This is a genomic window from Nocardiopsis mwathae, assembly GCF_014201195.1.
GTDB lineage: Bacteria > Actinomycetota > Actinomycetes > Streptosporangiales > Streptosporangiaceae > Nocardiopsis_C > Nocardiopsis_C mwathae.
This window is the reverse complement of sequence record NZ_JACHDS010000001.1, coordinates 5,368,048-5,393,974: the sequence shown is the minus strand read 5'-3', so window position 1 is coordinate 5,393,974 and position 25,927 is coordinate 5,368,048. Positions and strand designations below refer to the sequence as shown.

23 protein-coding genes and 1 pseudogene are annotated in these 25,927 nt (G+C 71.6%); 16 read left to right on the top strand and 8 right to left on the bottom strand.

The annotated features are described in order from the left end of the window. Positions 1-85: 85 nt before the first annotated feature. A complete protein-coding gene (katG, locus tag HNR23_RS23625; RefSeq protein ID WP_184078845.1) occupies positions 86-2,308 on the bottom strand; it encodes a catalase/peroxidase HPI in 2,223 nt (740 codons plus the stop codon). 34 nt (positions 2,309-2,342) lie between these two features. Continuing rightward, positions 2,343-2,774: a Fur family transcriptional regulator gene (locus tag HNR23_RS23620; RefSeq protein ID WP_184078843.1), complete on the bottom strand. Its 432-nt coding sequence runs from the start codon at positions 2,772-2,774 to the stop codon at positions 2,343-2,345. Between the two features lie 213 nt (positions 2,775-2,987). Here HNR23_RS23620 and HNR23_RS23615 point away from each other — a divergent pair, with 213 nt between their 5' ends. After that, entirely contained in the window at positions 2,988-4,433 is a 1,446-nt protein-coding gene (locus tag HNR23_RS23615) for a WGR domain-containing protein (RefSeq protein WP_184078840.1), read from the top strand. Positions 4,434-4,451: 18 nt separating this feature from the next. On the opposite strand, the pseudogene HNR23_RS27810 reads toward HNR23_RS23615, so the two are convergent. Then, positions 4,452-4,697 (bottom strand): annotated as a pseudogene (locus tag HNR23_RS27810) (MFS transporter); the annotation flags it as partial. A 135-nt stretch (positions 4,698-4,832) separates the two neighbouring features. Here HNR23_RS27810 and HNR23_RS23610 point away from each other — a divergent pair. From HNR23_RS23610 to HNR23_RS23580, 7 genes are all read left to right on the top strand, one after another. Continuing rightward, positions 4,833-5,213 (top strand): MerR family transcriptional regulator, encoded by a 381-nt coding sequence (locus HNR23_RS23610; RefSeq protein ID WP_184078838.1) that lies wholly within the window; start codon positions 4,833-4,835, stop codon positions 5,211-5,213. A gap of 296 nt (positions 5,214-5,509) precedes the next feature. Next, complete coding sequence (locus HNR23_RS23605) at positions 5,510-6,772, top strand: cytochrome ubiquinol oxidase subunit I (RefSeq protein ID WP_184078836.1); 1,263 nt, start codon at positions 5,510-5,512, stop codon at positions 6,770-6,772. Positions 6,773-6,821: 49 nt separating this feature from the next. Further along, the gene (locus HNR23_RS23600; RefSeq protein ID WP_184078834.1) at positions 6,822-7,835 is read left to right on the top strand and encodes a cytochrome d ubiquinol oxidase subunit II; all 1,014 of its coding nucleotides are present in this window, start codon (positions 6,822-6,824) and stop codon (positions 7,833-7,835) included. A 192-nt stretch (positions 7,836-8,027) separates the two neighbouring features. Further along, entirely contained in the window at positions 8,028-11,273 is a 3,246-nt protein-coding gene (locus HNR23_RS23595; protein ID WP_343070689.1) for a DEAD/DEAH box helicase, read from the top strand. Next, a complete protein-coding gene (locus HNR23_RS23590; RefSeq protein WP_184078830.1) occupies positions 11,270-12,034 on the top strand; it encodes an SWIM zinc finger family protein in 765 nt (254 codons plus the stop codon). The genes HNR23_RS23595 and HNR23_RS23590 overlap by 4 nt, the downstream gene beginning before the upstream one ends. 73 nt (positions 12,035-12,107) lie before the next feature. Then, positions 12,108-12,335, top strand: a complete 228-nt coding sequence (locus HNR23_RS23585) for a DUF2283 domain-containing protein (RefSeq protein WP_184078828.1) — start codon at positions 12,108-12,110, stop codon at positions 12,333-12,335. A 215-nt stretch (positions 12,336-12,550) separates the two neighbouring features. After that, on the top strand, positions 12,551-13,753 hold the full coding sequence (locus HNR23_RS23580) for an MFS transporter (RefSeq protein ID WP_184078826.1): 1,203 nt from the start codon (positions 12,551-12,553) through the stop codon (positions 13,751-13,753). A gap of 172 nt (positions 13,754-13,925) precedes the next feature. Here the strand turns inward: HNR23_RS23580 and HNR23_RS23575 are convergent, their stop codons facing one another. The 3 genes from HNR23_RS23575 to HNR23_RS23565 all read right to left on the bottom strand — a co-directional run bounded on the left by HNR23_RS23575 (position 13,926) and on the right by HNR23_RS23565 (position 16,121). Then, a complete protein-coding gene (locus HNR23_RS23575) occupies positions 13,926-14,891 on the bottom strand; it encodes a type IV toxin-antitoxin system AbiEi family antitoxin domain-containing protein (RefSeq protein WP_184078824.1) in 966 nt (321 codons plus the stop codon). Positions 14,892-15,092: 201 nt separating this feature from the next. Continuing rightward, the gene (locus HNR23_RS23570; protein WP_184078823.1) at positions 15,093-15,281 is read right to left on the bottom strand and encodes a DUF397 domain-containing protein; all 189 of its coding nucleotides are present in this window, start codon (positions 15,279-15,281) and stop codon (positions 15,093-15,095) included. Positions 15,282-15,290: 9 nt separating this feature from the next. After that, on the bottom strand, positions 15,291-16,121 hold the full coding sequence (locus HNR23_RS23565) for a helix-turn-helix domain-containing protein (protein ID WP_184078822.1): 831 nt from the start codon (positions 16,119-16,121) through the stop codon (positions 15,291-15,293). A gap of 188 nt (positions 16,122-16,309) precedes the next feature. Here HNR23_RS23565 and HNR23_RS23560 point away from each other — a divergent pair, with 188 nt between their 5' ends. From HNR23_RS23560 to HNR23_RS23545, 4 genes are all read left to right on the top strand, one after another. Further along, positions 16,310-16,804 carry a hypothetical protein gene (locus HNR23_RS23560; protein WP_184078821.1) on the top strand — a complete coding sequence of 165 codons (495 nt, stop codon included), beginning with the start codon at positions 16,310-16,312 and terminating at the stop codon, positions 16,802-16,804. Next, entirely contained in the window at positions 16,801-17,193 is a 393-nt protein-coding gene (locus HNR23_RS23555) for a hypothetical protein (protein WP_184078819.1), read from the top strand. The genes HNR23_RS23560 and HNR23_RS23555 overlap by 4 nt, the downstream gene beginning before the upstream one ends. Next, positions 17,190-17,405, top strand: coding sequence for a hypothetical protein (locus HNR23_RS23550; protein ID WP_184078817.1), 216 nt, complete (start codon positions 17,190-17,192; stop codon positions 17,403-17,405). The genes HNR23_RS23555 and HNR23_RS23550 overlap by 4 nt, the downstream gene beginning before the upstream one ends. A 172-nt stretch (positions 17,406-17,577) precedes the next feature. After that, entirely contained in the window at positions 17,578-17,718 is a 141-nt protein-coding gene (locus tag HNR23_RS23545; protein WP_184078815.1) for a hypothetical protein, read from the top strand. A 21-nt stretch (positions 17,719-17,739) separates the two neighbouring features. On the opposite strand, the gene ggt is transcribed toward HNR23_RS23545, so the two are convergent. Then, positions 17,740-19,551 carry a gamma-glutamyltransferase gene (ggt, locus tag HNR23_RS23540; RefSeq protein WP_343070688.1) on the bottom strand — a complete coding sequence of 604 codons (1,812 nt, stop codon included), beginning with the start codon at positions 19,549-19,551 and terminating at the stop codon, positions 17,740-17,742. Positions 19,552-19,855: 304 nt separating this feature from the next. Between ggt and HNR23_RS23535 the strand changes: the two genes are divergently transcribed. After that, entirely contained in the window at positions 19,856-20,710 is an 855-nt protein-coding gene (locus HNR23_RS23535) for a siderophore-interacting protein (RefSeq protein WP_184078811.1), read from the top strand. 70 nt (positions 20,711-20,780) lie between these two features. Here HNR23_RS23535 and idi read toward each other — a convergent pair whose 3' ends face one another. Next, entirely contained in the window at positions 20,781-21,377 is a 597-nt protein-coding gene (gene idi, locus HNR23_RS23530) for an isopentenyl-diphosphate Delta-isomerase (protein ID WP_184078809.1), read from the bottom strand. A 316-nt stretch (positions 21,378-21,693) separates the two neighbouring features. Between idi and HNR23_RS23525 the strand changes: the two genes are divergently transcribed. The 3 genes from HNR23_RS23525 (at position 21,694) to HNR23_RS23515 (ending at position 25,824) form a co-directional block, all read left to right on the top strand. Continuing rightward, positions 21,694-22,653 carry a nucleoside hydrolase gene (locus tag HNR23_RS23525; protein WP_184078807.1) on the top strand — a complete coding sequence of 320 codons (960 nt, stop codon included), beginning with the start codon at positions 21,694-21,696 and terminating at the stop codon, positions 22,651-22,653. Positions 22,654-22,683: 30 nt separating this feature from the next. After that, on the top strand, positions 22,684-23,985 hold the full coding sequence (locus HNR23_RS23520) for a cytochrome P450 (protein WP_246421843.1): 1,302 nt from the start codon (positions 22,684-22,686) through the stop codon (positions 23,983-23,985). A gap of 180 nt (positions 23,986-24,165) precedes the next feature. After that, positions 24,166-25,824, top strand: coding sequence for an alpha/beta fold hydrolase (locus tag HNR23_RS23515; RefSeq protein ID WP_184078805.1), 1,659 nt, complete (start codon positions 24,166-24,168; stop codon positions 25,822-25,824). The last annotated feature ends 103 nt before the right edge of the window (positions 25,825-25,927 follow it).

Sequence of the window (25,927 nt, the reverse complement as noted above, 5' to 3'; positions counted from 1 at the left end):
TCACGGCCGGTGCCCGGCCAAGTGCCGGGTGGTGGGCTCGAACCCACTCCTCAGAGTGGCGCCCGAGCTCACCGGCCCGTGCGGATCAGGCCAGGTCGAACCGGTCGAGGTTCATGACCTTGTCCCACGCCGCCACGAAGTCGCTGACGAACTTCTCCTTGGCGTCGTCGGCCGCGTAGACCTCCGCCAGCGCCCGCAGCTCGGAGTTGGACCCGAAGACCAGGTCGGCCCGGCTGCCGGTCCACAGCACCTCGCCGGTGGCGTCGCTGCGGCACTCGAAGGTCTCGGAGGTGTCGTCCGTCGGCTTCCACGTGTTGCCCAGGTCGAGCAGGTTCACGAAGAAGTCGTTGGTCAGCGTGCCCGGCGCGTCGGTGAGGACGCCCAGCTCGGAGTCCTGGAAGTTGGCGCCCAGGACCCGCAGGCCGCCGACGAGGACCGTCATCTCGGGCGCGCTCAGGGTGAGCAGGTTCGCCTTGTCGATGAGCAGGTACTCCGTCGGGAGGCGGTGCCCCTTGCCGAGGTAGTTGCGGAACCCGTCCGCGGTCGGCTCCAGGTGGGAGAAGGACTCGACGTCCGTCTGCTCCTGGGTGGCGTCGCCGCGGCCCGGGGTGAAGGGCACCTGGATGTCGAAGCCGGCGGCCTTGGCGGCCTGCTCGACGCCCACGCAGCCGGCGAGGACCACGAGGTCGGCGAAGGACACCTGCTTGCCGCCGGTCTGGGCGGCGTTGAAGGCCTTCTGGACGTCCTCCAGGGTGCGCAGGACGGGCGCGAGCTTCTCGGGCTCGTTGACCTCCCAGGTGTTCTGCGGCTCCAGGCGGATGCGGCCGCCGTTGGCGCCGCCGCGCTTGTCGCTGCCGCGGAAGGACGAGGCCGCCGCCCACGCGGTGGAGACGAGCTGCTTGACGCTCAGGCCGGACTCGGCGATCCGGGTCTTGAGGTCGGCGATCTCCGCGTCACCGATGATCTCGTAGTCGGGCGCGGGGATCGGGTCCTGCCACAGCAGCACCTCGGAGGGAACCTCCGGGCCGAGGTAGCGCGCGACCGGGCCCATGTCGCGGTGGGTCAGCTTGAACCACGCGCGGGCGAAGGCGTCGGCGAACTCCTCGGGGTGCTCCATGAAGCGCCGCGAGATCGGCTCGTAGATCGGGTCGAAGCGGAGCGCCAGGTCGGTCGTGAGCATGGTCGGAGCGTGCTTCTTGGACGGGTCGTGGGCGTCGGGCACGGTGGCCTCGGCGTCCTTGGCGACCCACTGGTGCGCGCCGGCCGGGCTCTGCGTGAGCTCGTACTCGTAGCCGAACAGGTTCGCAAAGAACCCGTTGCTCCACTGGGTGGGCGTGCTGGTCCAGGTGACCTCCAGGCCGCTGGTGATGGCGTCGCCGCCCTTGCCGGTGCCGTGGCTGTTCTGCCAGCCCAGGCCCTGGGCCTCCAGCGGAGCGGCCTCGGGCTCCGGGCCGAGGTGGCTGTCGGGGGCCGCACCGTGGGTCTTGCCGAAGGTGTGGCCGCCGGCGATCAGCGCGACGGTCTCCTCGTCGTTCATCGCCATCCGGCCGAAGGTCTCGCGGATGTCGCGGGCGGCGGCCAGCGGGTCCGGGTTGCCGTTGGGGCCCTCCGGGTTGACGTAGATGAGGCCCATCTGGACGGCGGCCAGCGGCTTCTCAAGGTCGCGGTCGCCGGTGTAGCGCTCGTCGTCGAGCCAGCCGGTCTCGGGGCCCCAGTAGACGTCCTCGTCGGGCTCCCAGACGTCGACGCGCCCGCCGGCGAAGCCGAAGGTCTTGAAGCCCATCGACTCCAGCGCCACGTTGCCGGTGAGGATCATCAGGTCGGCCCACGAGATCTTGCGGCCGTACTTCTTCTTGACCGGCCACAGCAGGCGGCGGGCCTTGTCGAGGTTGCCGTTGTCCGGCCAGCTGTTGAGCGGCGCGAAGCGCTGCTGGCCGGCGCCACCGCCGCCGCGGCCGTCGCTGACGCGGTAGGTGCCGGCGCTGTGCCAGGCCATGCGGATCATCAGCGGGCCGTAGTGGCCGAAGTCGGCGGGCCACCAGTCCTGGGAGGTGGTGAGCACCTCGGCGATGTCACGCTTCACGGCGTCGAGGTCGAGGGTCTTGAACTCGGCGGCGTAGTCGAACTCCTCGCCCATGGGGTCGGCCACGGCCGGGTTCTTGGCGAGGATCTTCAGGTTGAGCCGGTTGGGCCACCAGCCGCGGTTGGCGTCACCCTGCGTAGGGTGCGGCGCGCGGCCGTGTGCGACCGGACAGCCTCCGCTCTCCGCCTGTGCGGCGTTGGGGAGGGCGTCGTGGCTTTCGGACATGAGAATCCTTCCGGGACAAGGAGTACAGCGTGATTCAGGAACTGCGTGTGGTGGAGCAGTCGGGGCACAGGCCCCAGTAGACGACTTCGGCCTCGTCGATCGAGAAGCCGTGGTCGTCGGACGCGGTCAGGCACGGTGCATGGCCGACGGCGCAGTCGATGTCGGCGATGGCACCGCAGGACCGGCACACGACGTGGTGGTGGTTGTCGCCGACCCGCGTCTCATAGCGGGCCACGAAGCCCCGTGGCTGGATGCGCCGCACCAGGCCGGTGCTGGTCAGCGCCTTGAGCACGTCGTAGACGGCCTGGTGGGACACCGCGCCGAGCTTTCCCCGCACGACGCCGAAGATGGCCTCTGTGTCGGCGTGCGGGTGGTCGTTCACGGCGGACAACACGGCGACCCGAGGGGCCGTCACCCGCAGCCCGACCTCGCGCAGCATGCGCTCGAAGTCTGTGGGCGTTGGCATGTCATGAAGTCTGCCGCGTTTTCTGGAATAAGTCAAAAGTTGAAGTGGATCCACTCTGGACCTCCGACGGGGCCGGTCCTCCCGAGCGCACGGCTGCACGCCGAGACTGTCGGCACCCCCTTCTAGATTCGGAACCGATCGCGGATCAGCGACAAAATCTTCCGATCCGTTGGCCGTTCACTGTCCCCTGCGCTCATTTCGAAGGTCGGAGCCATGTCCAACCACACGATCGACCCCCGCACGTACCTGGAGCTGTCACAGGAGGGCTGCGGCGCGCACAAGTTCTACGAGGTCGTGGTCGAGGGCACCGAGGTCGCGATCCGCTACGGGCGCATCGGAGAGACCGGGCAGAGCCGGACCGCGAGTTACGCGACGCGGGCGAAGGCCGAGGCCGCGGCGTCGAAGAAGATCGCGGAGAAGCTGCGCAAGGGGTACGCGCCGGCCGTACGGGGCGTCCGCAAGCGGCGCCCGGCCACCCGGCGGCAGATCGTGAGCCGACGCTCCACGGCCCGCCGCGCGCCGGTGCTGTGGCGGTTCCGCTCCGGGAGCCCGGCGCTCGGGATCTTCGTCGACGACGAGCGCTGCTGGGTCGGCAACCAGGCCGGGGACGTCTACACGCTCGCGCACGACGGCTCGGTGACCGCCCGCTACGGGCTGCCCGACGGCGTGAAGTGCATCGTCTCCGACGACTTCTGGATCTACGCCGGGTGCGACGACGGCAAGGTCTACGACCTCGGCGCCAAGATCCCGCACGTCGCCTACGAGATCGCCGAGGACGTCGACATCTTCTGGCTGGATATCCACGACGGCGTGCTGGGTGTCTCCGACGCCGACGGGCGCATCACCATGATCGACCACGAGGACGACTTCCAATGGGCGCGCAGCGGCTCCGGGCGGTCGGGGTGGATGGTGCGCTGCGACGAGGACGGCGTCTACCACGGCCACTCCCGCGGCGTGGCGATGTACGACTCCCGCACCGGTGACGAGCGGTGGACCACGCCGACCAGCGGCTCGGTGCTGTTCGGCTGGCAGGAGGGGGACGAGGTCTTCGCGGGGACCAGAGCCGGCACGGTCGACCGGATCGGCAAGGACGGCGCCCTGCGTTCGGTCTACCGGTGCGACGCGTCGGTGTTCTCCTGCGCCGCCTCGCCGGACGGACGCTACGTCTTCGCCGGCGACTCCCACTCATCGGTCTACTGCTTCGCCCGCGACGGGCGCCGCCTGTGGAAGCTCGCCACGGGCTGCGGGGCGGCCTACTCGATGCAGTTCCACGGCGACCGCCTCTACGTCGTCACCACCGACGGCTCCCTGGCCTGCATCGACGCCAGCGAATCGGCCGTCACCGCGGCCGAACAGGGCTCCGTCCCCGACGCGGTGGACGTCAAGGCGCCCGCGTGGGACGCCGTCACCCCCTCGGCCGAGCTGGAGACCGTCACCGCGGCCGACATCGCCGACGTCGACGGGGTCGTCGTCGAATGCGTGGACGACGACGGTCGCCTGCGCGTACGCGTCGCCTCCCCGGGCTTCGACCCCACCTGGCGCGTCCAGTTCCCCAAGGACATCCGCCACCCGGGCGCACGCTACGTCGTCGCCGACATCGCCGAGTCGAGCCGCGGCGGCTTCTACCGCGTCCGCGGCGACATCCGGCGGCTGGCCTGACCCTCTGACGCTGGGCCCACGGGCCCCGAGGTTGCCCATGACCGGCAGGAAGCCCGCGACCATGAATCCGTAGATGTCCAGAATCCACAGCAGCTGGCTGCCGGAGGGGTTCAGGTCCGCGCTCAGCGTCGGCGCCGCAAGGTGCAGCACCGTCAGATCCATCGACAGCACCATCGTGGGCAGGGCGAGCACCCCCAGCCCGATCCATGCGCGCCGCCCGGCACGCCCTGGCGTCGTCTTCTCCACGGTCGTTTCCTCCTCCACGTCGTTCACCAGGGGACGACGTGACACACGCCCGCACCCGGCCCCGCCGGGCCGGGGTGCGCCTCGCGCCCGGTCCGCGGAAGGACCGTGAACTCTGACATCGACGTGAGAGTCAAGTGCCGGGAGGCGGATCACATGCGTATCGGCGAACTTTCCCACCGGACCGGCGTCAGCGTGCGCTCCCTGCTCTACTACGAGGAACAGGGCCTGCTGTCGCCACTACGGCGCCCCAGCGGGTACCGCGACTACACCGAGGCCGACATCAAGGTCGTCCACCGCATCCGGACCCTGATCGCGGCGGGGTTGAACACGGAACTCATCGCGCAGGTTCTGCACTGCTTCCGAGGAGACTCGGACACTCCCGTGCCGACCTGCGCGGAGATGGTCACCGAGCTCTCGGCGGCCCGGGACACGATGACCACCAAGATCGACGACCTACAGTCGTCGCGCGCGCTCCTCGAATCGATCATCGAAGCCGCCCCGCTGCAGGAAAGCCCGCAGCCGGTTCCGGCCTGATCCACACCCACCTGCACACGATCGCGGCTCGGGGCCGCGAGCAGGCAGCTGACCGGGCCTCCACCGGAGAGCGGCAACGTCGGAATCTCCCCACCGCGCGGACCCCTGTCGGCGCCGGGGCCGACAACAGTGGTCGTGGCGGCACCCACCCACTACATCGCGGGGCGTAGGCCCGGCCTTCCGGCGTCTCCCGGGGGTGTAGGCCGGAAGCCTGCTCAGGGGCGATTCCCGGGAGGCGGCCTCCGGCCGAGCATGGCCTGCGGATGTTCCCCGACCGGTGAGGGCCTGCCGCGACCATGTTCGACGACCCGCTTCTGCTCGCGCGGCTGCAGTTCGCGCTGACCGCCGCGACGCACTACATGTTCGTCGCGTTCACTCTGGGCCTGGCGCCCTACGTACTGTTCTGCCAGCTCAGCGCGACCCTGAGGCGCGACGCGGCGCGGATGCGCGCGGTGCGGTTCTGGGGTGGGCTCTACGTGCTGAACTATGCGATGGGCGTGCTGTCCGGGCTGGTCATGGAGTTGCAGTTGGCGCTCAACTGGTCCGGCCTGGGCACCATGTTCGGCTACACGTTCGGGGCGCTGCTGGCCGTGGAGTCCATGGCGGCGTTCTTCGTCGAGTCGACCTTCCTCGGCCTGTGGATCTTCGGGTGGGACCGGATGGGCCGGTGGGCGCACTGGGGCTGCTTCCTCGTCGTCACCGCCACGGCCTACGCCTCCGCCTATTGGGTCCTCGTCGCCAACGGATTCTTGAAGTGGCCCGCGGGCTTCGCTATCGAGGACGGCACGGCGGTCATCGACGACGTGGGGGCGCTGCTGGCCAACCCGTCCGCGCTGCTGGCGTTCGCCCACGTGGTGACGTCGACGATGCTGGTGGGCGGCGCCGTCGTCGCGGCGGTCAGCGCCCACCACCTGCGCCGCGGCGACGACCCCGACGGGATGTACCGGCGCGGGGTGCGGCACGGGGTGGCGCTCCTGCTCGCCGGCCTGATCCCCACGCTGATCAGCGGCGGGTCGCAGTTCGCGCTGTTCCGCCGGGACCCCCCGACCAGCGGGGCCACCTACACCGCGGCCGAGATCGCGGCCATCGAGCAGGGGTACGCGGACGGGGGTGCGGGTGCCGCCCAGGTCTTCGGCGGCCTGGGGCTGGCCCTGATGATGCTGGCCTGGGCCCTGCTGTTCTGCGTCGGCGCGCTCGCGGCGGTGGTGTGGCTGGTCGGGCGGCTCGACCGGTGGCGCTGGCACCTGCGGCTGCTCGCCGTCGTACCCGTGCTGCCCTACGCCGCGAGCGTGGGCGGGTGGGTCTTCCGCGAGACGGAACGCCAGCCGTGGGTCGTGCGCCACCACCTGGCCACCGCGGACGCCGTGACCGAGATGCCGCCGCTCATGGCCGGGGTGTCCTTCGCCTTCTTCACCCTCGCCGTCGCCCTGCTGGGGACGGTCACCGCCGCGCTGCTGATCCGCTTCGCCCGGCGCGGCCCCGACGCGAGCCCCCTGGCCTCCCCCGACCTGTCCGCGCCCGACGAGGGCCCCGACCGGGTCCGGCCCCCGTCGCTGTGACCGCCGCTCCGCCCCGCACCGAGTCCGCCTCCAGCCTCCAGGAGCCCGCATGGAAACCGTCCCCGTCCTTCTCCTGTCCTGCCTGGCCGTCGGGTACTTCGTCCTCGCCGGGTGCGACATCGGCCTGGGCATGCTCGTGCCCTACCTCACCCGGACCCCGGCGGAGCGGCGCCGCCTGGTGTCGGCGATCGCGCCCTACTTCCTCGGCACCGAGGTGTGGCTCGTGGCCGCGGTCGGCGTCGTGGCCGGGCTCTTCCCCGCGCTGAAGGGTCTGCTGTTCGGCGGCGGGCTGTGGGCGGTCTTCAGCGCACTGCTGGCCGGGTGGCTGTTCCGCGACGCGGGGCTGTGGTTCCGGGCCCGGCTGGACGCCCCCGGTTGGCGGGCCGCCTGCGACACGGCGGTCACCGCCGGGAGCTGGGTCCTGGCAACGACCTGGGGGTTGGTCCTCGGCGGCCTGCTCTCCGGCGGCGACCCGCTGTCGCCGGTCGCCCTGGCCTGCGCGGTCGCGGTGACCGTGCTGTTCCTGCTCCGGGGTGCCGCCTTCGGCGCCGGACGACTGGTGCCGCCGCACGCCGACTCCTCGGGGCCGGTGTCCAGCGCCGACACGGCCACGAGCGCCGACGAAGCCGCCCGCCTCACCCGCCCCCTGGCCCGGATCGGCCTCGGCGCGGTCGCCGTCGCGTTCGTCCTCGCGGTGGCACCGGCACTGCTTCCCACCGCCGACCCGATAACGGTGGACCGGCCGCTCGCGGCGGCCGCCATCACCACCGCCATCGCGGGAGCCCTCGCGGCCACGTCCGGCCTGTCGGGACCGCACCTGTCCCGCCACACCTCAGCCCTGGCCATCGGCACGGTCCCCGTGCTGGTCGGCCTGGCTCTCGATCTCCCGCTGGCCGCCGCGCCCCCCGGCACGCTGCACCTGATCGGCACGGCGGTCCTCCCCCTCCTCCCACTCATGCTCGTCGGCCAGACAGCCCTCTACCGCATGCTGCGCCGCCCGGCCAGCGAGCAGGGCTTCTTCGCGTCTCCCCTTACTCCCGCCTCCGTCCCGCCCTTCCGTTGATCTCGGGGACAGTCGGGGTGAGATCGCGCGTCGGACCCCGATATCCCCGAGATCATCGGAGGATCCGGTGGGCGACGAGCCCCGGGGCGGCCGAATGACGCGATCATGACCGCTTCGTTCGGCCACGTACCCAATCACCGAACCCCATCGAACCCGTCGCACTTCCTTCCACCAGACGGCACCATGGAAGGCGTGCGTGTCCTCGAAGCCTTCTGGGGTCGGGGCCGACTCTGCGTCTGGGGCCTGGACTCCGCGCTGCCGGCCTCGACCTCGTCCAGAAGGGGAATCCGTCCCCACCCCTACGCCCTGGGCCACGAGGCCCTCACGGGGGAAGTCGCGGCCCTGCTCGGTATCAGGCCGAGCAGGCTCGCCGCGCTCATCACCGACCGCGTCGCGGACCCCCGCTTCGGCCTCGGTGACGGCGACGGCGCCGACCTCCCGCCCCTGCCGCCATTCCCCGTCGACGCCGAGCTGCACCTGCCCGGCGGCCCGAACCACCCCTTCCCGCCCCCGGCCCTGGGCGTCCTGCCCGAAGCGCCGCGCGTCGCCGCCGCCCGAACCGGCCTGCGCTGCTGGACGGTCCCGGCGCTGGAGCTGAATCCGGGCGACACCCTGCGTGTACTGCGCCGGTTGCGCTCCACGGCAGCGGGTTCGGCGAGCATGTCGCTGCCGCACTTCCAGACCCTGGTGCAGGCGGCCGAAAGCCTCGTCGACTCGGGCCGGGTCATCCCCCGGTGGGACGGCGGGGACACCCACGAGCCGTGGCCCGGGGACATGCCGCACTCCAGTGCGTCGTGGTACCCCGTGCTCGACCCGCAGGCCTTCGCCTGGTTGCGCTCGTTCGCGGCCGCCGTCCCGCCGGTCCTCCGCGCGCACCACAGCACCGCGCCCGCCGACCCCTGGAAGATCGGTTCGGCCGTGGTCCTGGACGCCCTCGACGCGCTGTGCGCCTTCACCGACCGGATCGTCCGCGAGCGGCTGGACGGGCATGACTTCGAGCTTCCGTCGGGTCCGCCGCTGTACCAGGACTGGTTCGAGGCGCTGCTGGTCGACGACGGCTACATCCTCGGCCACGCCCCGCCCCGCGACCGCACCCGGCTCACCCAGGCCCTGGCCGACTGGTTCGCCCAGGCCCACCAGCAGGCCGGAGCCCTCCGCCTCGTCTTCCGCCTGGTCGAACCGGAGCCGATACCGGTGGGCGCTGAGCACCCGGAGGAGGACGCGCAGGACCAGGAAGGGGGCGACGACCTCGCTACCGCCCTCGCCGTGGCAGAGGAGGACACCCCCTGGCGCCTGGAGCTGTGGGCGCAGTCGGCCGAGGAGCCCTCGCTCATGCTCCCGCTCGACGACGCACTGGCGGGAACCGGCGCCGACTGGCTGCCACGCAACCCCGGCCCCGCCTTGGACGCCGCCCTGCGCCGCGCCATCGCCCTGTACCCACCCCTCGCCAAGGCCGGGGACGCCCGAGCCCCGGGGTCCGTGGAACTCGACACCACTGAGGCCTGCGCCTTCCTCACCCGCCACGCCCCCGCCCTCGCGGAGGCCGGATTCGGGCTGATGCTGCCGCCGTGGGCGGGCCGGCGCGACCTCACGGCCGCCCTCCACCTGCACGAACCCACCGAGAACGCAGGCTCGGCTGTGGCTGGCATCGGCGACCGGCTCGTCGAGTTCGACTACCGCCTGGCGCTCGGCGACGTCGAGCTCACCCCCGGGCAGCTGGAGGAGTTGGCCAGGCTCAAAGCACCGCTGCTGCGGATGCGGGGCGAATGGGTCCACCTGGACCCGGACCGGCTCAAGGCCGCCGCCGACGCCATCGCTCGGCGCGGTTCGGGCACCGTCTCCGAGACCGAAGCGCTGCGCCTCGCACTGCAGCCCGACGTCGAGGGGATACACGTCGGGGAGGTCGCCGCCGACGGCGACCTCGGGGCGCTGCTGTCCGGCCGTGCCGAGCAGGAGTTCTCCCCGATGGAGGAGCCGCCGGGGCTGGACGCGCGGCTGCGGCCCTACCAGCGCCGAGGCGCCGCCTGGCTACGCTACCTGGGTCGGCTCGGGCTGGGCGCGGTGCTCGCCGACGACATGGGCCTGGGCAAGACCGTGCAGTTGCTGGCGGTACTGGCCGAGGAGCGCACCGACGGCCGGCGGCCCGCCCCCACGCTGGTGGTGTGCCCCACCTCCCTGGTCGGCAACTGGCACAAGGAGGCGGAACGCTTCACCCCCGGCCTCACCGTGCACATCCAGCACGGCCCCGACCGGCCGCGCGGCGCCGACCTCAAGGCGGCCTGCGCCGCCGCCGACCTGGTCGTCACCACCTACGGCACGGTCCGCCGCGACGCCGAAGATCTCGCGGCGCTGGACTGGCAGCGCGTGGCCTGCGACGAGGCGCAGAACATCAAGAACTCGCGCACCGCCACCTGGTCGGCGGTGCGGTCGGTCCCGGCCGTCTCCCGGGTCGCGCTCACCGGTACGCCGGTGGAGAACCGGCTCGGCGAGCTCTGGTCGATCATGGAGTTCGCCAACCCGGGCCTGCTCGGCTCGCGCGAGGGGTTCGAGAAGCGGACGGCCTCGGCCATCGAGCGCGCCCCGTCGGGAGAGGAAGGGGAGAAGGCGGTGCTGCGGCTGCGGCGCGCCACGGCCCCCTTCGTCCTGCGCCGGGTCAAGACCGACACCTCCATCATCGCCGACCTGCCCGAGAAGCAGGAGATGAAGACGTGGTGCACGCTCACCGCCGAGCAGGCGTCGCTGTACAAGGCGGCTGTGGACGAGATGCTGAAGACCGTCGACGAGGCGACCGGGATCCGGCGCAAGGGGCTGGTCCTGGCCACCATGACCCGGCTCAAGCAGGTCTGCAACCACCCCGCCCACCTGCTCGGCGACGGGTCCCGGCTGCAGGGGCGCTCCGGCAAGCTCGCCCGGCTGGAGGAGCTGCTGGCCGAAATGGCGGAGGAGGGCGACAAGGCGCTGTGCTTCACCCAGTACACCGAGTTCGGTGACCGGCTCGCCCCCTACCTGGAGGGGCGGATCAAGGCGCCGGTGCTGTGGCTGCACGGCGGGACCCCGCGCAAGCGGCGCGAGGCCATGGTGGAGCGCTTCCAGGAGATGGACGGACCGGCGGTGTTCCTGCTGTCGCTGAAATCCGCCGGAACCGGGCTGAACCTGACCGCCGCCAACCAGGTGGTCCACTTCGACCGGTGGTGGAACCCTGCCGTGGAGGACCAGGCGACCGACCGGGCGTACCGCATCGGGCAGACGCGCACGGTGCAGGTACGCAAGATGATCTGCGTGGGGACGCTGGAGGAGCGCGTCGACGCGATGATCGAGCGGAAGAAGGCGTTGGCGGACACGGTCATCGGCGGCGGGGGCGAGGACTGGTTGAGCGAGCTGAGCGTGGAGGAGCTGCGCGAGGTCGTCCACCTGGCGCCCGAGGCGGTGTCGGGATGAGGGCGCGCGGGCCGGTCGGCGACACGTGGTGGGGGCACGGGTTCGTGCGGGGCTTCGCGTCCTTCGGCGACCCCGGCAGGTTCTCGCGCGGGCGCACGTACGCCCGCAACGGGTCGGTGCAGCGCATCGACCTGGAACCGGGGCTGGCCCGGGCGCGCGTGAGCGGCTCGCGGGCGACGCCGTACCGTGTCACGGTCCACTGCGAGCCGGTCGAATTCGAGGTGTGGGAGCGGGTCGCCGAGGCGCTGGCCGAATCCCCCGGCGCCGCCGAGGCGGTGCGTCGGCTGGAGGAGGGCGAGCTCCCGGTGGAGGTGGAGGAGGCGTTCGCCGCCGCAGGCGTGGAGTTGTTCCCGGTCCTCGGGGAGATGACGCCGTCGTGCTCCTGCCCGGACTGGGGTTACCCCTGCAAGCACGCGGCGGCCGTGCTGTACGCGATGGCGGACTTCTTCGACTCGAACCCCGCGGCGTTCCTGGCATGGCGGGGATGCGTGTGGGACGAGCTGGTGGCGGCGCTGGAGGCGTTCGGCAGCGGCGCCGACCGCCCCCGCGGCGCACTGGAGATCGAGGCGGCGCCGCTGGCCGACCGCGTCACCGACTTCTGGGCGGCCACCGACCCGGTCCCACTCCCCGGGCCGCCGCGGCCGTTCGCCCCCCTGGAGCACTGGGCGGACGGGATCCCGGCACTGCAGCGTGCGCTTTCGCCCGTGTACGACGCCATGGTCGCAGCGGAAACGGAAGATGACGACACCCGCACGAGCTGACGCCATGGAAGCGCGGGCGCCTGGGCCGTGCCGCGCGGTCTGCGGTTCGGCATCGATCGAGGAAAGGCCTGGCATGAACATCACCTACGACGCGGACGCCGACGCCGCCTACATCTCCGTCGTCGACACCATCGCCGACGGCGAGGCGGCGTCGCAGGAGCACTCCATCCCCACCCCTCACCCGGAGGGCGAGATCATCCTCGACTTCGACGCCGAGGGCCACCTCCTCGGCATCGAGGTCCTCGGCGCCAGCCGGGTTCTGAGCACCGCAGTCCTCGCCGGGGCCGAGACGACCGGCTGAGCACGCCCAGCGTCACCCTCGACCCCAGCCCCCGATCCGCGCGAACACCACCCTGGCCGAAATCGGCCACTCCAGCGCGTTCACCCCGAGCCGACCTGTCGGTACCGTTCGGTGGTCGTCATCAGGCGAGCAGTGGCCGCCGCAGCGGCGCCACGCCTTCACCCGGCCGCGCCCTCGCGTGCGGGCCACCCGGGTCGAAGGTGCCCAGAGGGGATATGTCGACCACGCGACTCCGCAGGCGGGCGGCGACGGTGCTCGTCCTCGCCTTCGGGGCCATGGGCTTCCAGGTCGGAGCCTGGGCCCTCTCCCTACCCGCGGTCGTCGACGAGCTCGACCTCGATGTCGGCCGGATCGGCATCACCCTGGCCTGTATGGCCGGTGCGGGCATCGCCGCCACGACCGTCTCCGGCCGGATCGCCGAGCGGATCACGGTCCGGCTCACCCTCGCCCTCGGCGCCGCCGCCAGCGGATTCGGCTTCCTCGTCATGCCGCTGCTGGACTCGTTCATCACGTTCACCATCGGTGCCATGGTCACCGGTGTGGGGCTGGGGATGTTCGACGTGGCGGCCAATGCCGCGGGCAGCCTCGAAGAACACAGGAGCGGCAGGACCCTGCTGTCGAAGCTGCACGCCGTGTTCAGCGCCGCGGCCGCAAGCGCGGCGGTACTCGCGTACCTGCTCAACGGCGAGACCGGCTTCGCGCCGTCGTTCTGGGCGGCGGGCCTCGCCTGTATCGCGGGCGCGATCGCGGCGCTGCGGCTGCCCGTCGCGGACCGCCCCACCATCGACACGCCCACAAGCGAGCGCCCCTGCGCGAGTCGCGACCTGACGAGGCTCGTGACCGCGGCGTCGGTGTTCGCGTTCGTCATCGTGTGCGGGGCGTTCACGGTCGACGCCGCGTTGGAGGGGTTCGCGGCGCTGTTCATCGACCAGCTGCCCGGTCAGGGGGCGGCGCAGAGCGCCCTCGGTCTCGCGTCGCTCTACCTTGCGTCGGCGGTCGGCCGCGCGGCCGCCACTCCCGCCATAAGGCGGCTCGGCGACTGGAAGACGCTGCTGATCGGGCTCGGGATCGTGTTGACGGGCGCGATCGTCCTGGTCGGGGTCGGGGCAGCATGGGCAAGCGCGGTGGGGATGCTGCTCATCGGGATCGGCCTGGCTCCGGCAGCACCCATCGGCTATTCGGTCATGGGCCGCAGCCGCGCGAACGGCGTCGAACGGGCCACTGCGCGACTCACCACCGCGGGTTACGGGGCCTTCGTTCTGGCGCCGCTGGTGATCGGCGCGGTCGGCAGTGAGTCGCTGTCCGATGCGTTCCGCCTCCTGCCGATCCTGCTCTTCATCATGGTGCTGGTGACCGCCTGGTTCGGCCATAGGACCCACACACTCGGCCGCGGGGGCGCGCACGAGGTGGCCTCGTGATGGACCCGGGTCTGCGCGATGCCGGCGGGACGGCGGGCGACAGGGCACCGATCGCCGCACCGGACCGGGGGCGGGGCCGGGAAAACGCGATCCGGAAGCCGCCCAGGCGCCCTGGCCACAATTCCCCAGCGGTGATCATGGGATTACATCCGACTGCGCCCATTTCGCCGGATTACTTCCCATGGTCATCGCGCAGGACGGGGGCCGAGCGGACGCAGTCGAGGATGTAGTCCGGGTACCGGAGGTCGTCCCAGGTGAGCCGGATCAGCTGGATGCGCGGCCGGACCAGCGTCAGCCTGTTCTGCCTTCTGCGGTCGTCGGCCAGTACCTCGGGGCGGCCGTGCGGTTCCCGTCCGTCGCACTCGACGGCGAGTCGGCGTGCCCGCCAGTACATGTCCACCCGCCCGGCGAAGACTCCGTCCGGTGTGAAGAAGGAGTGCTGGAGTTCGTCCGGGGGAAGGCCGCCGTCGGTGCAGACCAGCCGCACCCGGGTCTCGAAGGTGCTCTGGGCGCGGGAGTCGGCTTGGCGCCACCACGAGCGGGTGCGGCGGCTGCCCCTGCGGCTACGGTTCGCCGCTGCCAGCCGCTCCAGGTCGACGACCTCGACCAATCCCTGGTTGAGCGCGGAGTCGATCAGCGAGACCGCGCAGGGCCGGTCCGCCTGTAAGACGGTGTCGCGCAGGGTCCGGCCAGGGGTGGTCACCTCCAGGCCGTGGTGGATCGTGGTCTCGTCCGGGGCGGTCTCCCAGGTGTGCTGCACGACCCCGCGCGTCGTCCGTGAGGCGTGCCTCGGCGGCACGATGACGTGGACGGGGTCGTCCCAGCGCCAGCGTGGCAGGCCCTGTAGTCCCCACAGGCGGGCGGCCGAAGTCCCGGCGATGACCGCGGTGGGCCCGACGGCGAGGAGCGCGGCGGTGAGCCGGGGCAGGAGGAGGCGCGGAAGGCCGGCGGGGGTGCCGGCCTCGGGCGGTAGGCGGGCCTTGATGATGCTGACCCCGTGGTGGACGCGCTTCCAGTGGCCCTGTCGGACCAACCGGTCGATGACGGAGCAGCTCACCCCCAACTCCCGCGCCTGGCGGGTCCGGATCACGCCGTACTGGTCGTGGGCGAGCCGGAGCGCTGCGTCGATAGGCCTCATGCCCTCCACGGTGGGCGTTCCGCGGTCCGCAGGCCATTCGGCTTGGCCGGCCTGTGGATATCGCGTCCTCTTGGGGTTCTCTCCGACTGTGGGCTTCGCGGGCGAGGTTCTGGTGAGCGCGGCGGACGGACTGTAGGCTCGCTTGCGGGTTAGAGTGCGGAGCCCCCGGTGGTACCACCGGGGGCTCCTTGCTGTTGTCGGCTACAGTGCCTCGCTCTTGACCGCCTCCATGAAGGCGTGCCACTCGACGGACCGGAACATCAGCGCTCCGTCCTCACGGCGTTTGGTGTCACGGATGGCAGACATGCCAGGCACATCGGCAACCTCAACGCAGTTGTTGCCGGACGTGTAGCTGGACGTGCGAAACAGGACATCGGGTATAACGTGCATGCTTCTTTCCTACGGCAGCAGTTCGCGTAGTCGTGCCACGGTCTCCCGTGTGCTCAGCGCGAACCCTTGTAGATGGTCGAACGCGCGCCGGTAGGCATCGATTTCCTCCGCCCGCTCCACATAGAGACCATCGGTCAAAGTCTCGCAGTACACCACGGTTGGTGCGGTTTCAAACTGCATCACGACGAATGCCCCTGAAACGCCCGGGTGCAGCCCTGCGTGGAGCGGCACGAGCTGGAGGGTTACCGGCCCCGGAGCGGTTGCGGCCGCGAGTAGGTGCTCAACTTGCCCGCGCAGGAGTTCGGGCCAGCGCGCCAAGCGGAGGAGGCTCGTCTCTTCCATGATCGCCCAGACCTCAGGGGCGTCGTCCTTGGTCAGCAGTTCCTGCCTGTGCGTGCGGGCTTCCACATGGCGATCGACGTCGGCCGGGCGCTTCAGTGAAGCGGTGGCGATCTCCGCCGCGTACTCCGGAGTTTGGAGCAGGCCGGGCACACCCATCGGCTCGTAGGTCTGGATGTGCGTCGCCTCGGCTTCCAGGCCTACGTAGGCGCCGGTGAACACGTCGTCGTACTTGGTCCACCAGCCCGTCTCGCGTGATTGCCGCGCCAAGTCCAAGACGGCCGTTCGCTGTTGCGGGTCCTTCACCTGGTACAGGTCGAGCAGTGCCGTGACCTCGATGATGGACGGCTTCTTACGGCGCCCGGTCTCGATATGGGAGATCTTCCCGCGTGACGTCTCCAGCGCTTCGGCCACCGCGTCGAGCGTGAGCCCTGCGGCGAGGCGCAGGCGGCGTAGTTCTGCGGACAGCTGGCGTCGCCTGACGGTCGGACTGGTCGGCATCAGCGGTTCCTCCGACGGCAATGTGAACCTCGCAATTGTAGCGATCAGGCCATGACCTGCGCATTCTGACAGTTACCTCACGGTGGTTTCCGTTGTATCCCTTGAAAATGTAAACGTTACGTTCCACTATGGGTGAGCACTCTAACTCCCAGCCGCCCACCCAGCGGCCCAACCCCCGAGGGGTTCACATGCACAACGTGATGCTTCTGCTCACCCTCATAGCCGCGCTTCTGCTGCGCATCAGCGGGCAGCATCAGCCCCCGTCCGGTCGGCACGCCGCGGGCCGCCGCTCCCCCGCTGCCGCCGACACTCCTGCTCTGCGGCGTGCGCCGAGGCCGCGTCCGTATGCGGCCGAGCTCGCCGCGTCCCCGGCCCCGGCGCCGGGGCCCTCCCGGATCCCGGACCGGGACGCGTTCTACCGGCTGGCCGAGCTCTCCCCGCACGCCCCGGGGTGGAACTTCACCTACGACCACACCGCGCTGGCCCCCTACACCGCGCGCAACCGCGCCGAGCCGCAGATGGTCATCGCCGCCGCCCGTGTGGCCGATCTGGGGGCGATGCTCGACAGCATCACCTCCCCCGCCTGGCCGCGCCCCGCCGCGCTGACCGCACAGCAGCGCTCTGCTGCCGCGGCCGAGCGCGGCGAGCTCGACCGGCTCGTGCGGGCGGGGGCGGGCCGATGAACCCCGCCGAGGTCGGGGCCGGCGGGCCGCCGCGGTGCGCACAGCGGCGGCCCGGGTACCAGGCGGCCGCACCGGCCCCGGTGTGGCTGCCGTGCGCCCGGCCGGCGGACCATGCGGGGCCGCACATGGACATCACCGGCGCCACCTGGGCCACCACCATCGACGTCGAGGGTCTGGACGCCGAGGGGATGCACCTGGCCGACTCCGCCGACGGGAACTACACGCACCTGGTGCTGGGCGAGGCCCGCCTGACGGTGCCCACGACGGGGGATGCGGCCGACCGGGCGGCCGAGGCGATGTGGCGGCTGTCGGACCTGGCCCACGAGGCCGCGCACCGCGCCGCCTGGCGCATCGCCGCCGCCCACCAGCACCCTCGGAGGCGGCGGTGATCCTCCCCCAGCTGCCGCCCGGCCACCTCGGCACCGTCTTCACCGAGGTCCGCCAGACCGCCGAAGCCCTCGGGTGCTCGCTGAGCTGGTACCGCACCCGCGACGGGTGGCGGTTCACCCTGACCGACCACACCACCGGCACCAAGCGCACCTACCCCTACCTCGCGCAGGTCCAGGCCCACCTGGCCCGGATCAGAACCGACCGCGGCTGACCACCCCGAGACGGTCGCCCGGCCCCGCGGAGGGGGCAGGGCCGGGCGACCCCACCACTCCGTTGATCGCACCTCACCCGACGATCGCGCCGACTTCCCAGCCGTTCCCCAAGGGGAATAGTGCAGCGGCAGAAGCGTCCGACCGGCGCTCATCCGGGCCATTCTGGAAACCGTGCTGTACCTGCGGTTGGCCGCGGGTGTGTCGTGGGCCGGTGTCCGGTTCCGCCGCCCCGCCGTCCGGCGCAGGATCGAAGCGATCACCGGAACCGTGATGCTCGCCCTCGCCGGACGGCTGCCGCTCAGCACACGCTGACCACCGGGTCGAACGGCTGCGTCACCGCTGCGGCCGAAGGACGGCGGCGTGGCCGCCGCCGCGGCGGTGGGGTTCGGCGACGGCCTGGATGCGGCGGTCGTCGAGGAACTCCAGGGCCGTGGCGGCGCCGATCACCCTGGTTTCGGTGAACGTGTGGCCGAGCGCGGACAGCTCCTTCTCCTGCTCGGTGCCGAAGAACGCCGGTTCGGCCTGGGTGGTGGGCAGGTTGCGCTGGGACAGGCGCGGCGCGGCCATCGCCTCGGGGAGGGTGAGGCCGCGGTCGACCCGGTCCACCAGGAGTTGGAGGACCGTCGTGATGATCGTGGCGCCGCCCGGGCTGCCCAGGGCCAGGAAGGGCTTGCCGTCCTTGAGCACGATCGTGGGCGCCATGCTCGACCGCGGGCGCTTGCCCGGGCCGGGCAGGTTGGCGGCGCCCACACCGCTGTCGGTGACCTCGAACTCGAAGTCGGTGAGCTCGTTGTTGAGGATGAAGCCGCGCCCCGGGACGGTGATGCCGCTGCCGCCCGTCTGCTCGATGCTGAAGGTGTAGGACACCACGTTGCCCTGGTGGTCGGCGGTGACCAGGTGGGTGGTCGACGGCCCCTCGCTCCCCTCGTCCGAGGGCGGGGCCGCCGCCGTGCAGCCGTCGGAGCCGCGGGCGTCACCCGGGGCGACCGGTGCCTGCTGGGCGGCCGCCGTGTCGACGAAGCAGGCGCGCTCATTCGCGTACTCCTGCGACAGCAGGGTGTCCAGCGGGACGTCGACGTGGTCGGGGTCGCCGACGTAGACGTTGCGGTCGGCGTAGGCGAGTTTGCTCGCCTCCAGCATGAGGTGGTGGGCGGTGGTGTCGGCGTCGCCGGAGTAGGGGGCCCGTTCTCCGGCGGCCTGCACGATGTTGAGTGCCTGCCCGACGGTCGACCCGCCCGACGACGAGGGCGCCATGCCGTAGACGTCCAGCCCCCGGTAGGTGACGTGGGTGGGATCGCGCTCGATGACCTCGTAGCCGGCCACGTCCTCGGCGGTGAGCAGGCCCGGCCGGACGTTGCGGGTGGAGTCCGGGTCCACCGGCGGCTCGGCGGCGGTCGCGGCGATGTCCGCGCCGATCCCGCCGTCGAGCACGCCCGCCCCTTCCCGGGCGAAGGCGCGGTACGTCTCGGCGAGGTCGGGGTTGCGCAGCACCGTCCCGGGCTCCGGGGGACGCCCGTCCGGCAGGAACAGCCGCACGGTCTCCGGGAAGGCCGAGAACCGCTCCTGGTTGGCGGCGGTCTGCTCCTGGAAGGTCGCGTCGACGACGAACCCCTCTTCCGCGATCCGGATCGCCGGGCGCATGACCTGGGTGAGCGGTTTGCGCCCCCACTCCTTGACCGCGTACTCCCACGTAGCGGGCGCCCCGGGGGCGCCGACGCCCAGGCCTGAGGTGACCGCCTCGCCGAAGGGGATCGGCTCGCCGTCCTCGTAGAGGAAGGCGTCCTCGCCCATGGCGGCCGGGGCGGTCTCGCGCCCGTCGATGGTGCGGATCTCGCCGTCGGCCGCGCTGTAGTAGACGAGGTATCCGCCACCGCCGAACCCGCCGGAGTACGGTTCGGTGACGCCGAGCGCGGCGGCCGTGGCGATCGCCGCGTCCACGGCGTTGCCGCCGGACCGCAGGATCTCCATCCCGGCCTCGGTGGCGTCCGGGTCGACCGAGCTGACCGCACCGCCGTAGCCCACCGCGACCGCGTCGCGGTCCGGTGCGGTGACGCGCTCATCGGCCCCCGCGGGGGCTGGGGAGATCGCGAGCAGTACCGCCGTGCCCGCGGCGCAGACCGCCTGGATCCCGGTTCTCGTGTGCACGCTTCGGCCCTTCCGCATCGCAGAACGGACGGGCCCCGGACACCGCGGCCCGCTGTGCGCCGACGATATCTCTGAAACGGCAGGGTGCGCGTGGCATCGTCCCGGTGTGTCTGGGTCTATCGGTGTTGTCTGCGTTCCTTGGGTTGGGTGGATTACGCGCGATCCGTCCGCCGCGGCGCGGGCGGGCGCGCCACCCACCTTCGCTCTGTGTGTGCACGGCGTTTGCCGCGGAGGGCGGCCCGACCTAACCTGGGGCAGGTTAGGTGAACCTAACGACTACTGGTCTTCAGGTACGGGGGAACACATGGCGGAGCCGCGCCCACGCGCGAAGAGGACCGTCCACTGCGGGCGGGTCGAGAAGGCCGAGCGCATCACCCCGCACATGGTCCGGGTGGTGCTCGGCGGCGAGGGCCTGGCCGCGTTCGGCACGAGCGGGCCGACCGACAGCTACGTCAAGCTACTCTTCGCCCCGCCCGGCGTGGACTACCCCGAGCCCCTCGACGTCGAGGCGATCCGCGCCGAGCGGCCCCGGGAGGAGTGGCCGATCCAGCGCACCTACACGGTGCGGGCCTGGGACCCGACGGCGCGGCTGCTCACCATCGACTTCGTCGTTCACGGCGATTCGGGCGTCGCCGGCCCGTGGGCCGCCGACGCCCGCCCCGGCGACCTGCTGCGGTTCGTGGGCCCCGGCGGCGCCTATGCCCCCGGGACCGACGCCGACTGGCACCTGCTCGCCGGGGACGAGGCGGCGCTTCCGGCCATCGCGGCCTCGATCGAGCTCCTGCCTGCGGGGCGCACCGCGCACGCCTTCATCGAGGTGGCCGACGCGGCCGAGGAGCAGCCCCTGCCGACCGAGGCCGATCTCCGCGTCCATTGGCTGCACCGCGGGTCACGGCCCGTGGGTGCCGCGCTCGTCGAGGCGGTCAAGGCGCTGGAGTTCCCGGCGGGACGTGTCCAGGCCTTCGTGCACGGCGAAGCCAACGCCGTCAAGGAGCTCCGCTCCTACCTGCGCGTCGAGCGCGCGATCGCCCGGGAGGACCTGTCCATCTCCGGCTACTGGCGCCTGGGCCGGAATGAGGACGCCTGGCAGTCTTCCAAGGCCGAATGGAACCGCCGCGTCGAAGAGGAGGAGGCGGCCCGCCTCGGCTCCACCGTCTGAAGCCGCGCGCCGAACGTCGGCGGGAGCCCTGCCTCGCGGAAGGGTGGAGGGATCCCGCCGACGGCCCGGGTCAGGTCGGGGTGGTGGTGCGTTCGGTGTCCAGGAGGGGGATCTGCAGGGCCGCCCATGGGCTGATCAGGCTCGGGGTGTGGGTGGCGAGGTGGACCAGGGCGGCCCAGTCGACCCAGGTGTACTCGGCGACCTCGGCCGGGTCGGGGGCGGGGTCATCGGTGGCCAGCGCCCAGAACACCGGGCAGAATTCGTTCTCCACGATTCCCTCGGCCGAGACCGCGCGGTAGCGGAACTCCGGAAGTGCCGCCTCCACCTGCTCGACCTTGAGGCCGAGTTCCTCGCCGACCCTGCGCCGGACCGCCTCTTCCATGGTTTCGCCGGGGGCCGGATGGCCGCAGCAGCTGTTCGTCCACACGCCCGGCCACGTCTTTTTGGACAGGGCACGACGCGTCATCAGGAATCGGCCGTAACCGTCGCGGATATAGCACGAGAACGCCAGGTGCAGTGGCGTTTCCTCGGTGTGGACCGACATCTTGTCCGCGACCCCGCACCGTTCGAGATTCTCGTCCAGGAGGACGACGAGTTCGGCCGAGCCGTTCTCCCGCAGCCCCGTTCCGCCGCCGGGCCTGACCGTGCTCTCACCTGGGTGTGTCATCGCCGCCCTCGCAGACCGTCGGCCGACGCGGGCCGCCCCCCTTGGGACTGGATTCCGCCCGTTTGTGGATATTCGTCCACCAGAAGAGGTGTCAAGAAATACCTCGTCCCCTCATTTGGAAATTCCCCATACGCACAAGGCCGTCCTTGTGCGGGCGTGATACCCGGGGGAAGCGGAGAGTATTCACCGCGTCGCGGTTCGCCCCCGCGCGTCGCGCATTTCCTCGCGGGATCTAGTATCCCAGTCGTACCCGGACCGGGGGACGCGGTGGCGGACTCGGCCCGGAGCAGACCCGACCGCCCCGCAGGAGGCCCCGATGCCCGTCCCCCTGATCATCGACACCGACACCGCGCAGGACGACTGCGTCGCCCTCCTCGCCGGGCTGCTCGACCCCCGGGCCGACCTGCGCGCCATCACCATGGTGGCCGGGAACGTCGGCTTCGAGGCGCAGGTCCGCAACGCCTTCATGACGCTGAACGCCGCGGGGCGCCTCGGCGAGGTCCCCATCCACCTGGGGTGCACGCGCCCCCTGGTCCGACCGTGGGTCAGCGCCGAGGACGTGCACGGGGACGGCGCGGGCGGCCTCGACATGGACTTCGACGGCTGCGAGCCCGAGCGCGAGCACGCCGTCGACGCCCTGGTGCGGCTGGCCGCCGAGCGCCCCGGTGAGCTGTCCATCGTCGCCATCGGCCCGCTCACCAACATCGCCATGGCCGCGGTCCGCGACCCGGAATTCGCGGCCAATGTCGGGCGGCTGTACATCATGGGCGGCTCCAACAACGGGCGCGGCAACATCACCGCCGCCGCGGAGTTCAACTTCTACGTCGACCCCGAAGCCGCCAAAGCGGTGTTCGCGGCCGGCTTCGACATCACCGTGGTGCCCTGGGCCCCGCTCACCCTCGACCAGGCCGTCTTCGACCAGACCGCGCTCGACGAGATCGCCGCCCTGGGCACCCCGCTCGCCGAGTTCTTCACCCGGGTGTGCGCGGCCACCCTGGAGTTCGACCGGAGCGTCGGCATCGACGGCACCACCCACCCCGACTCGCTCACCGCCGCCCTGCTCCTCCACCCCGACCTGGTGCGCCGCAGCGCCCGCTACAACGTGGACGTGGAGACCGGCAGCGAGCTGACCCGCGGGTACGCGGCGATGTCGTGGGGCGTGCACGGGCTCCCGGACAACGCCACGGTCGTGGAGGACGTCGACGCGGCGGGCTTCCACGCCTACATCAAGGCGCTGCTGGCCACGCCGACCCAACCGGCGCGCCCCTTCCGCTGAGGCCGCCCTTCCGTTCCGGAGGATTCACCCTTGTCCGACGCCGCGGCGTCGTTCATCATCGGCGTTGGGCACCGTGCCCGCAGCACACCGTCCGCCGGGAGGCAGGCCGTGGATGTCGCCGCATTGGACGCACTCGACGCGCTGCAGCGCGACCCCTACCCCCACTACGCCCGGGCCCGCCGCCGCGACGGGCTGATCTACGTCGGCGAACTGGACGCGTGGCTGGTCGCCCGCTACGCCGACGTCCAGGAGGTGCTGAACCGGCCGTCCGACTTCTCCTCGGCGAAGGCGATGCGCCCCGATGCCACGCCGAGCCCGGCCGCCCTCTCCGAGCTGGCCAAGGGCGTCAGCGGCAGCTCCATCGTGCTCACCTCTGACGGCGCACGGCACCGCCGGTTGCGGGAGCCGCACACCCGCGGGATGTCCACGGCCCGCGTCATCACGCTGATCCCGTTCATCACCGAGCGCGTCGCCGCCCTCATCGACGGCTTCGCCGCCGACGGCGGGGTCGAGCTGATGGGCGCCTACGCCGAGCGGCTTCCGGGCGAGGTGATCGGGCGGCTGCTCGGGCTCGCCCCCCACGACGTCCCCGGTGCCGTGCACGCCGGACGCCGCGCCGAGCAGCTGCTGTTCCGCCCGCTCGACCCCGACGACCAGGCGGCCGCCGCCCGCGACTACGTGGCCCTCCAGCACCTCATGGACGACTACGCGCGCCGCCGCCGCACGGAGCCGCGCGCGGACCTGTGCACGGACATGATCCGGGCGCTGTGCCCCGGGTCGGCCCAGCCGACGGACTCCGACCGCGGCGACCTGGTCGCGACCCTGGTGAACGTGCTGCTCGCCGGGCACCTGACCACCGCCGCGCTGATCGGCACCGCGGTGCTGCACCTGCTGCGCCACCGCGACCAGTGGGAGCTGCTGTGTGAGCACCCCGAACTCATTCCACAGGCTGTGGAGGAAGCCGCCCGATTCGACGCCCCGGTGCAGGGGTTCCGCCGTGTCGCCACCCGCGACGTCGAGCTGGCCGGGACCCGGCTTCCGGCCGGATCGGAGCTGTTCGTGGCGTTCGGCTCCGCCAACCGGGACGAGGCGCTGTGCGACCGCCCCGACACCTTCGACGTGACGCGCACGGGCGTACGGCACCTGGCGTTCGGGCACGGCGTGCACAGCTGCCCCGGCGTCCGGCTGGCACGCGCCCAGGTGCGGATCACGCTGGAGACGCTGACCCGGCGCCTGCCCGGTCTGCGGTTGGCCCCGGGCTGGGACGGGGCCGTGACCATGCGGCCCACCCTGATCCACCGCTCCCCGGAAATGCTCCCCCTGGTCTGGTGAGTGCGGGGGCGTGTCGGCGAGCGCCGACGTCCCGATCGCCGTTCTAGCCACAAGAACTACGACTTTCAGCGGTTCCGCGCGGCACACCGGCCTGCCTAGGCTCGTCCACCGTCATGTCCGACATCGCCCCTTTCGCGTCACAGCGCGTGAGGTCGGCGATCCCCACCGGAAGGACAGGCTGTGGACTTCAGCAGCAGAACCGGCAGGCGCCTCGGCACCGCCGGGAGCATGCTCGGCCTCGTCGCGATGGGCGGTGTGCTCGCCTGGGCACCGCCCGCCGCGGCCGAACCGGGCGAATCGGTCGCCCCCGAGCTCAAGAGCTTCTACCAGCAGGAACCCGCCTGGAAACCATGCGGCGAGGAGGACGTCTTCGGGGATCTGGAGTGCGCAAGGATCACCGTCCCCATGGACTACGCCAACCCCAGGGGCGAGAAGATCCGCGTCGCGATCTCCCGACGCAAGGCCACCGACGAGGAGAACCGGCGCGGCATCCTCCTCCTCAACCCCGGCGGGCCGGGCGGCGACGGGCTGGACCTACCGGCCGACCTCGGCGACCAGAAGATCGGGGAGGTCTACGACCTCATCGGCTTCGACCCGCGCGGAGTCGGGCAGTCCACCAACGTCAACTGCTCGGCGGTCGACTTCGAGGACTTCAACCTGACGTCTCGGCCGACCGACGCCCAGCTGCACGATTACACCGAGTTCGCCCGCCAGTCCGAAGTGGGCTGCGACCGGACGGCCGGGTCGCTGCGCCCCCACATCACCACCGCCAACACCGCCCGCGACATGGACGTCATCCGCGGCGTACTCGGCGAGGAGAAGACCAACTACCTCGGCTTCTCCTACGGCACCTACCTCGGTGCCGTCTACGGCAGCCTCTTCCCGGGGCAGCTGGACCGCAGCGTCCTCGACTCCTCGATCCACCCCGACATGGTCTGGCGCGACCAGTTCCTGGCGGCCTCGCGCGCGTTCACCGAGAACGTCGACCGGTTCGCCGAGTGGGCCGCGGACAACGACGACAGGCTCGGGCTCGGCGAGGACCCCGAGGCGGTGCGCGCCCTCATCGAGGACCTGGCCGAGAAGCTGAACGAGGAGCCGGTCGGCGAACTCGACCGGACCGTCTTCGACGACTATGTGGGGGACTTCGCCCGGTGGCAGGGCCAGTGGGACCTGTTCGCCGAAACGCTGGCCAAGCTGCGCGACGGCGTCCCGCTCGACGAGGACGACGAGGAGCCCGACGCCGAGGCCCAGGCCGACGCCGAGGACGCGGCCGAGGCCGCCGCCAAGGTCGCGACCAGGTCCAGGGACCAGCTGAACAACGGGACCACCACCGCGGTCCTGTGCGAGGCCGACTGGCCCACCGACCTCAACGTCTACTACCGCGACATGCGCGAGTACCGCGACAAGCACCCCTACGGCTGGGGCGTCGCCGTGGTCGCCCCCTGGCCGTGCACGTTCCGGTCCTACACGCCGCCGGAGAAGCCGGTGGAGCTGAAGCGAGACGGCTACCCGACGGGTGTGGTCGTCCAGGGCGAGTACGACCCCCAGACGGCCTACGAGGGCGGACCGGCGATGGCCAAGCGGCTGCGCGACAGCCTCGTCATCGTCGAGGACGACGGCGGTCACGCCTACTACGGCGGCGAGGGTTACGAGTGCGTCACCGAGCAGATCGACGACTACCTGATCGACGGCATCCTGCCCGGCAGCACGACGTCGTGCCCGGGTATTCCGCGTCCTGACCTGGACGCTGGGGACACCGCCGCGGACTCCGATGAGCCCCTGGCCGACCAGGTCCAGGACATGCTCGACGAACAGGAGGAGGCGAGCCCGGTCGGCTAGCCCGCCCCGGACCGGCCCGCCTCCCCGCCCCTCCGTTGATCTCGGAGATACTGGGGTGAAAATCGCCCGTGAGACCCCAGTATCTCCGAGATCAACGGAGGGG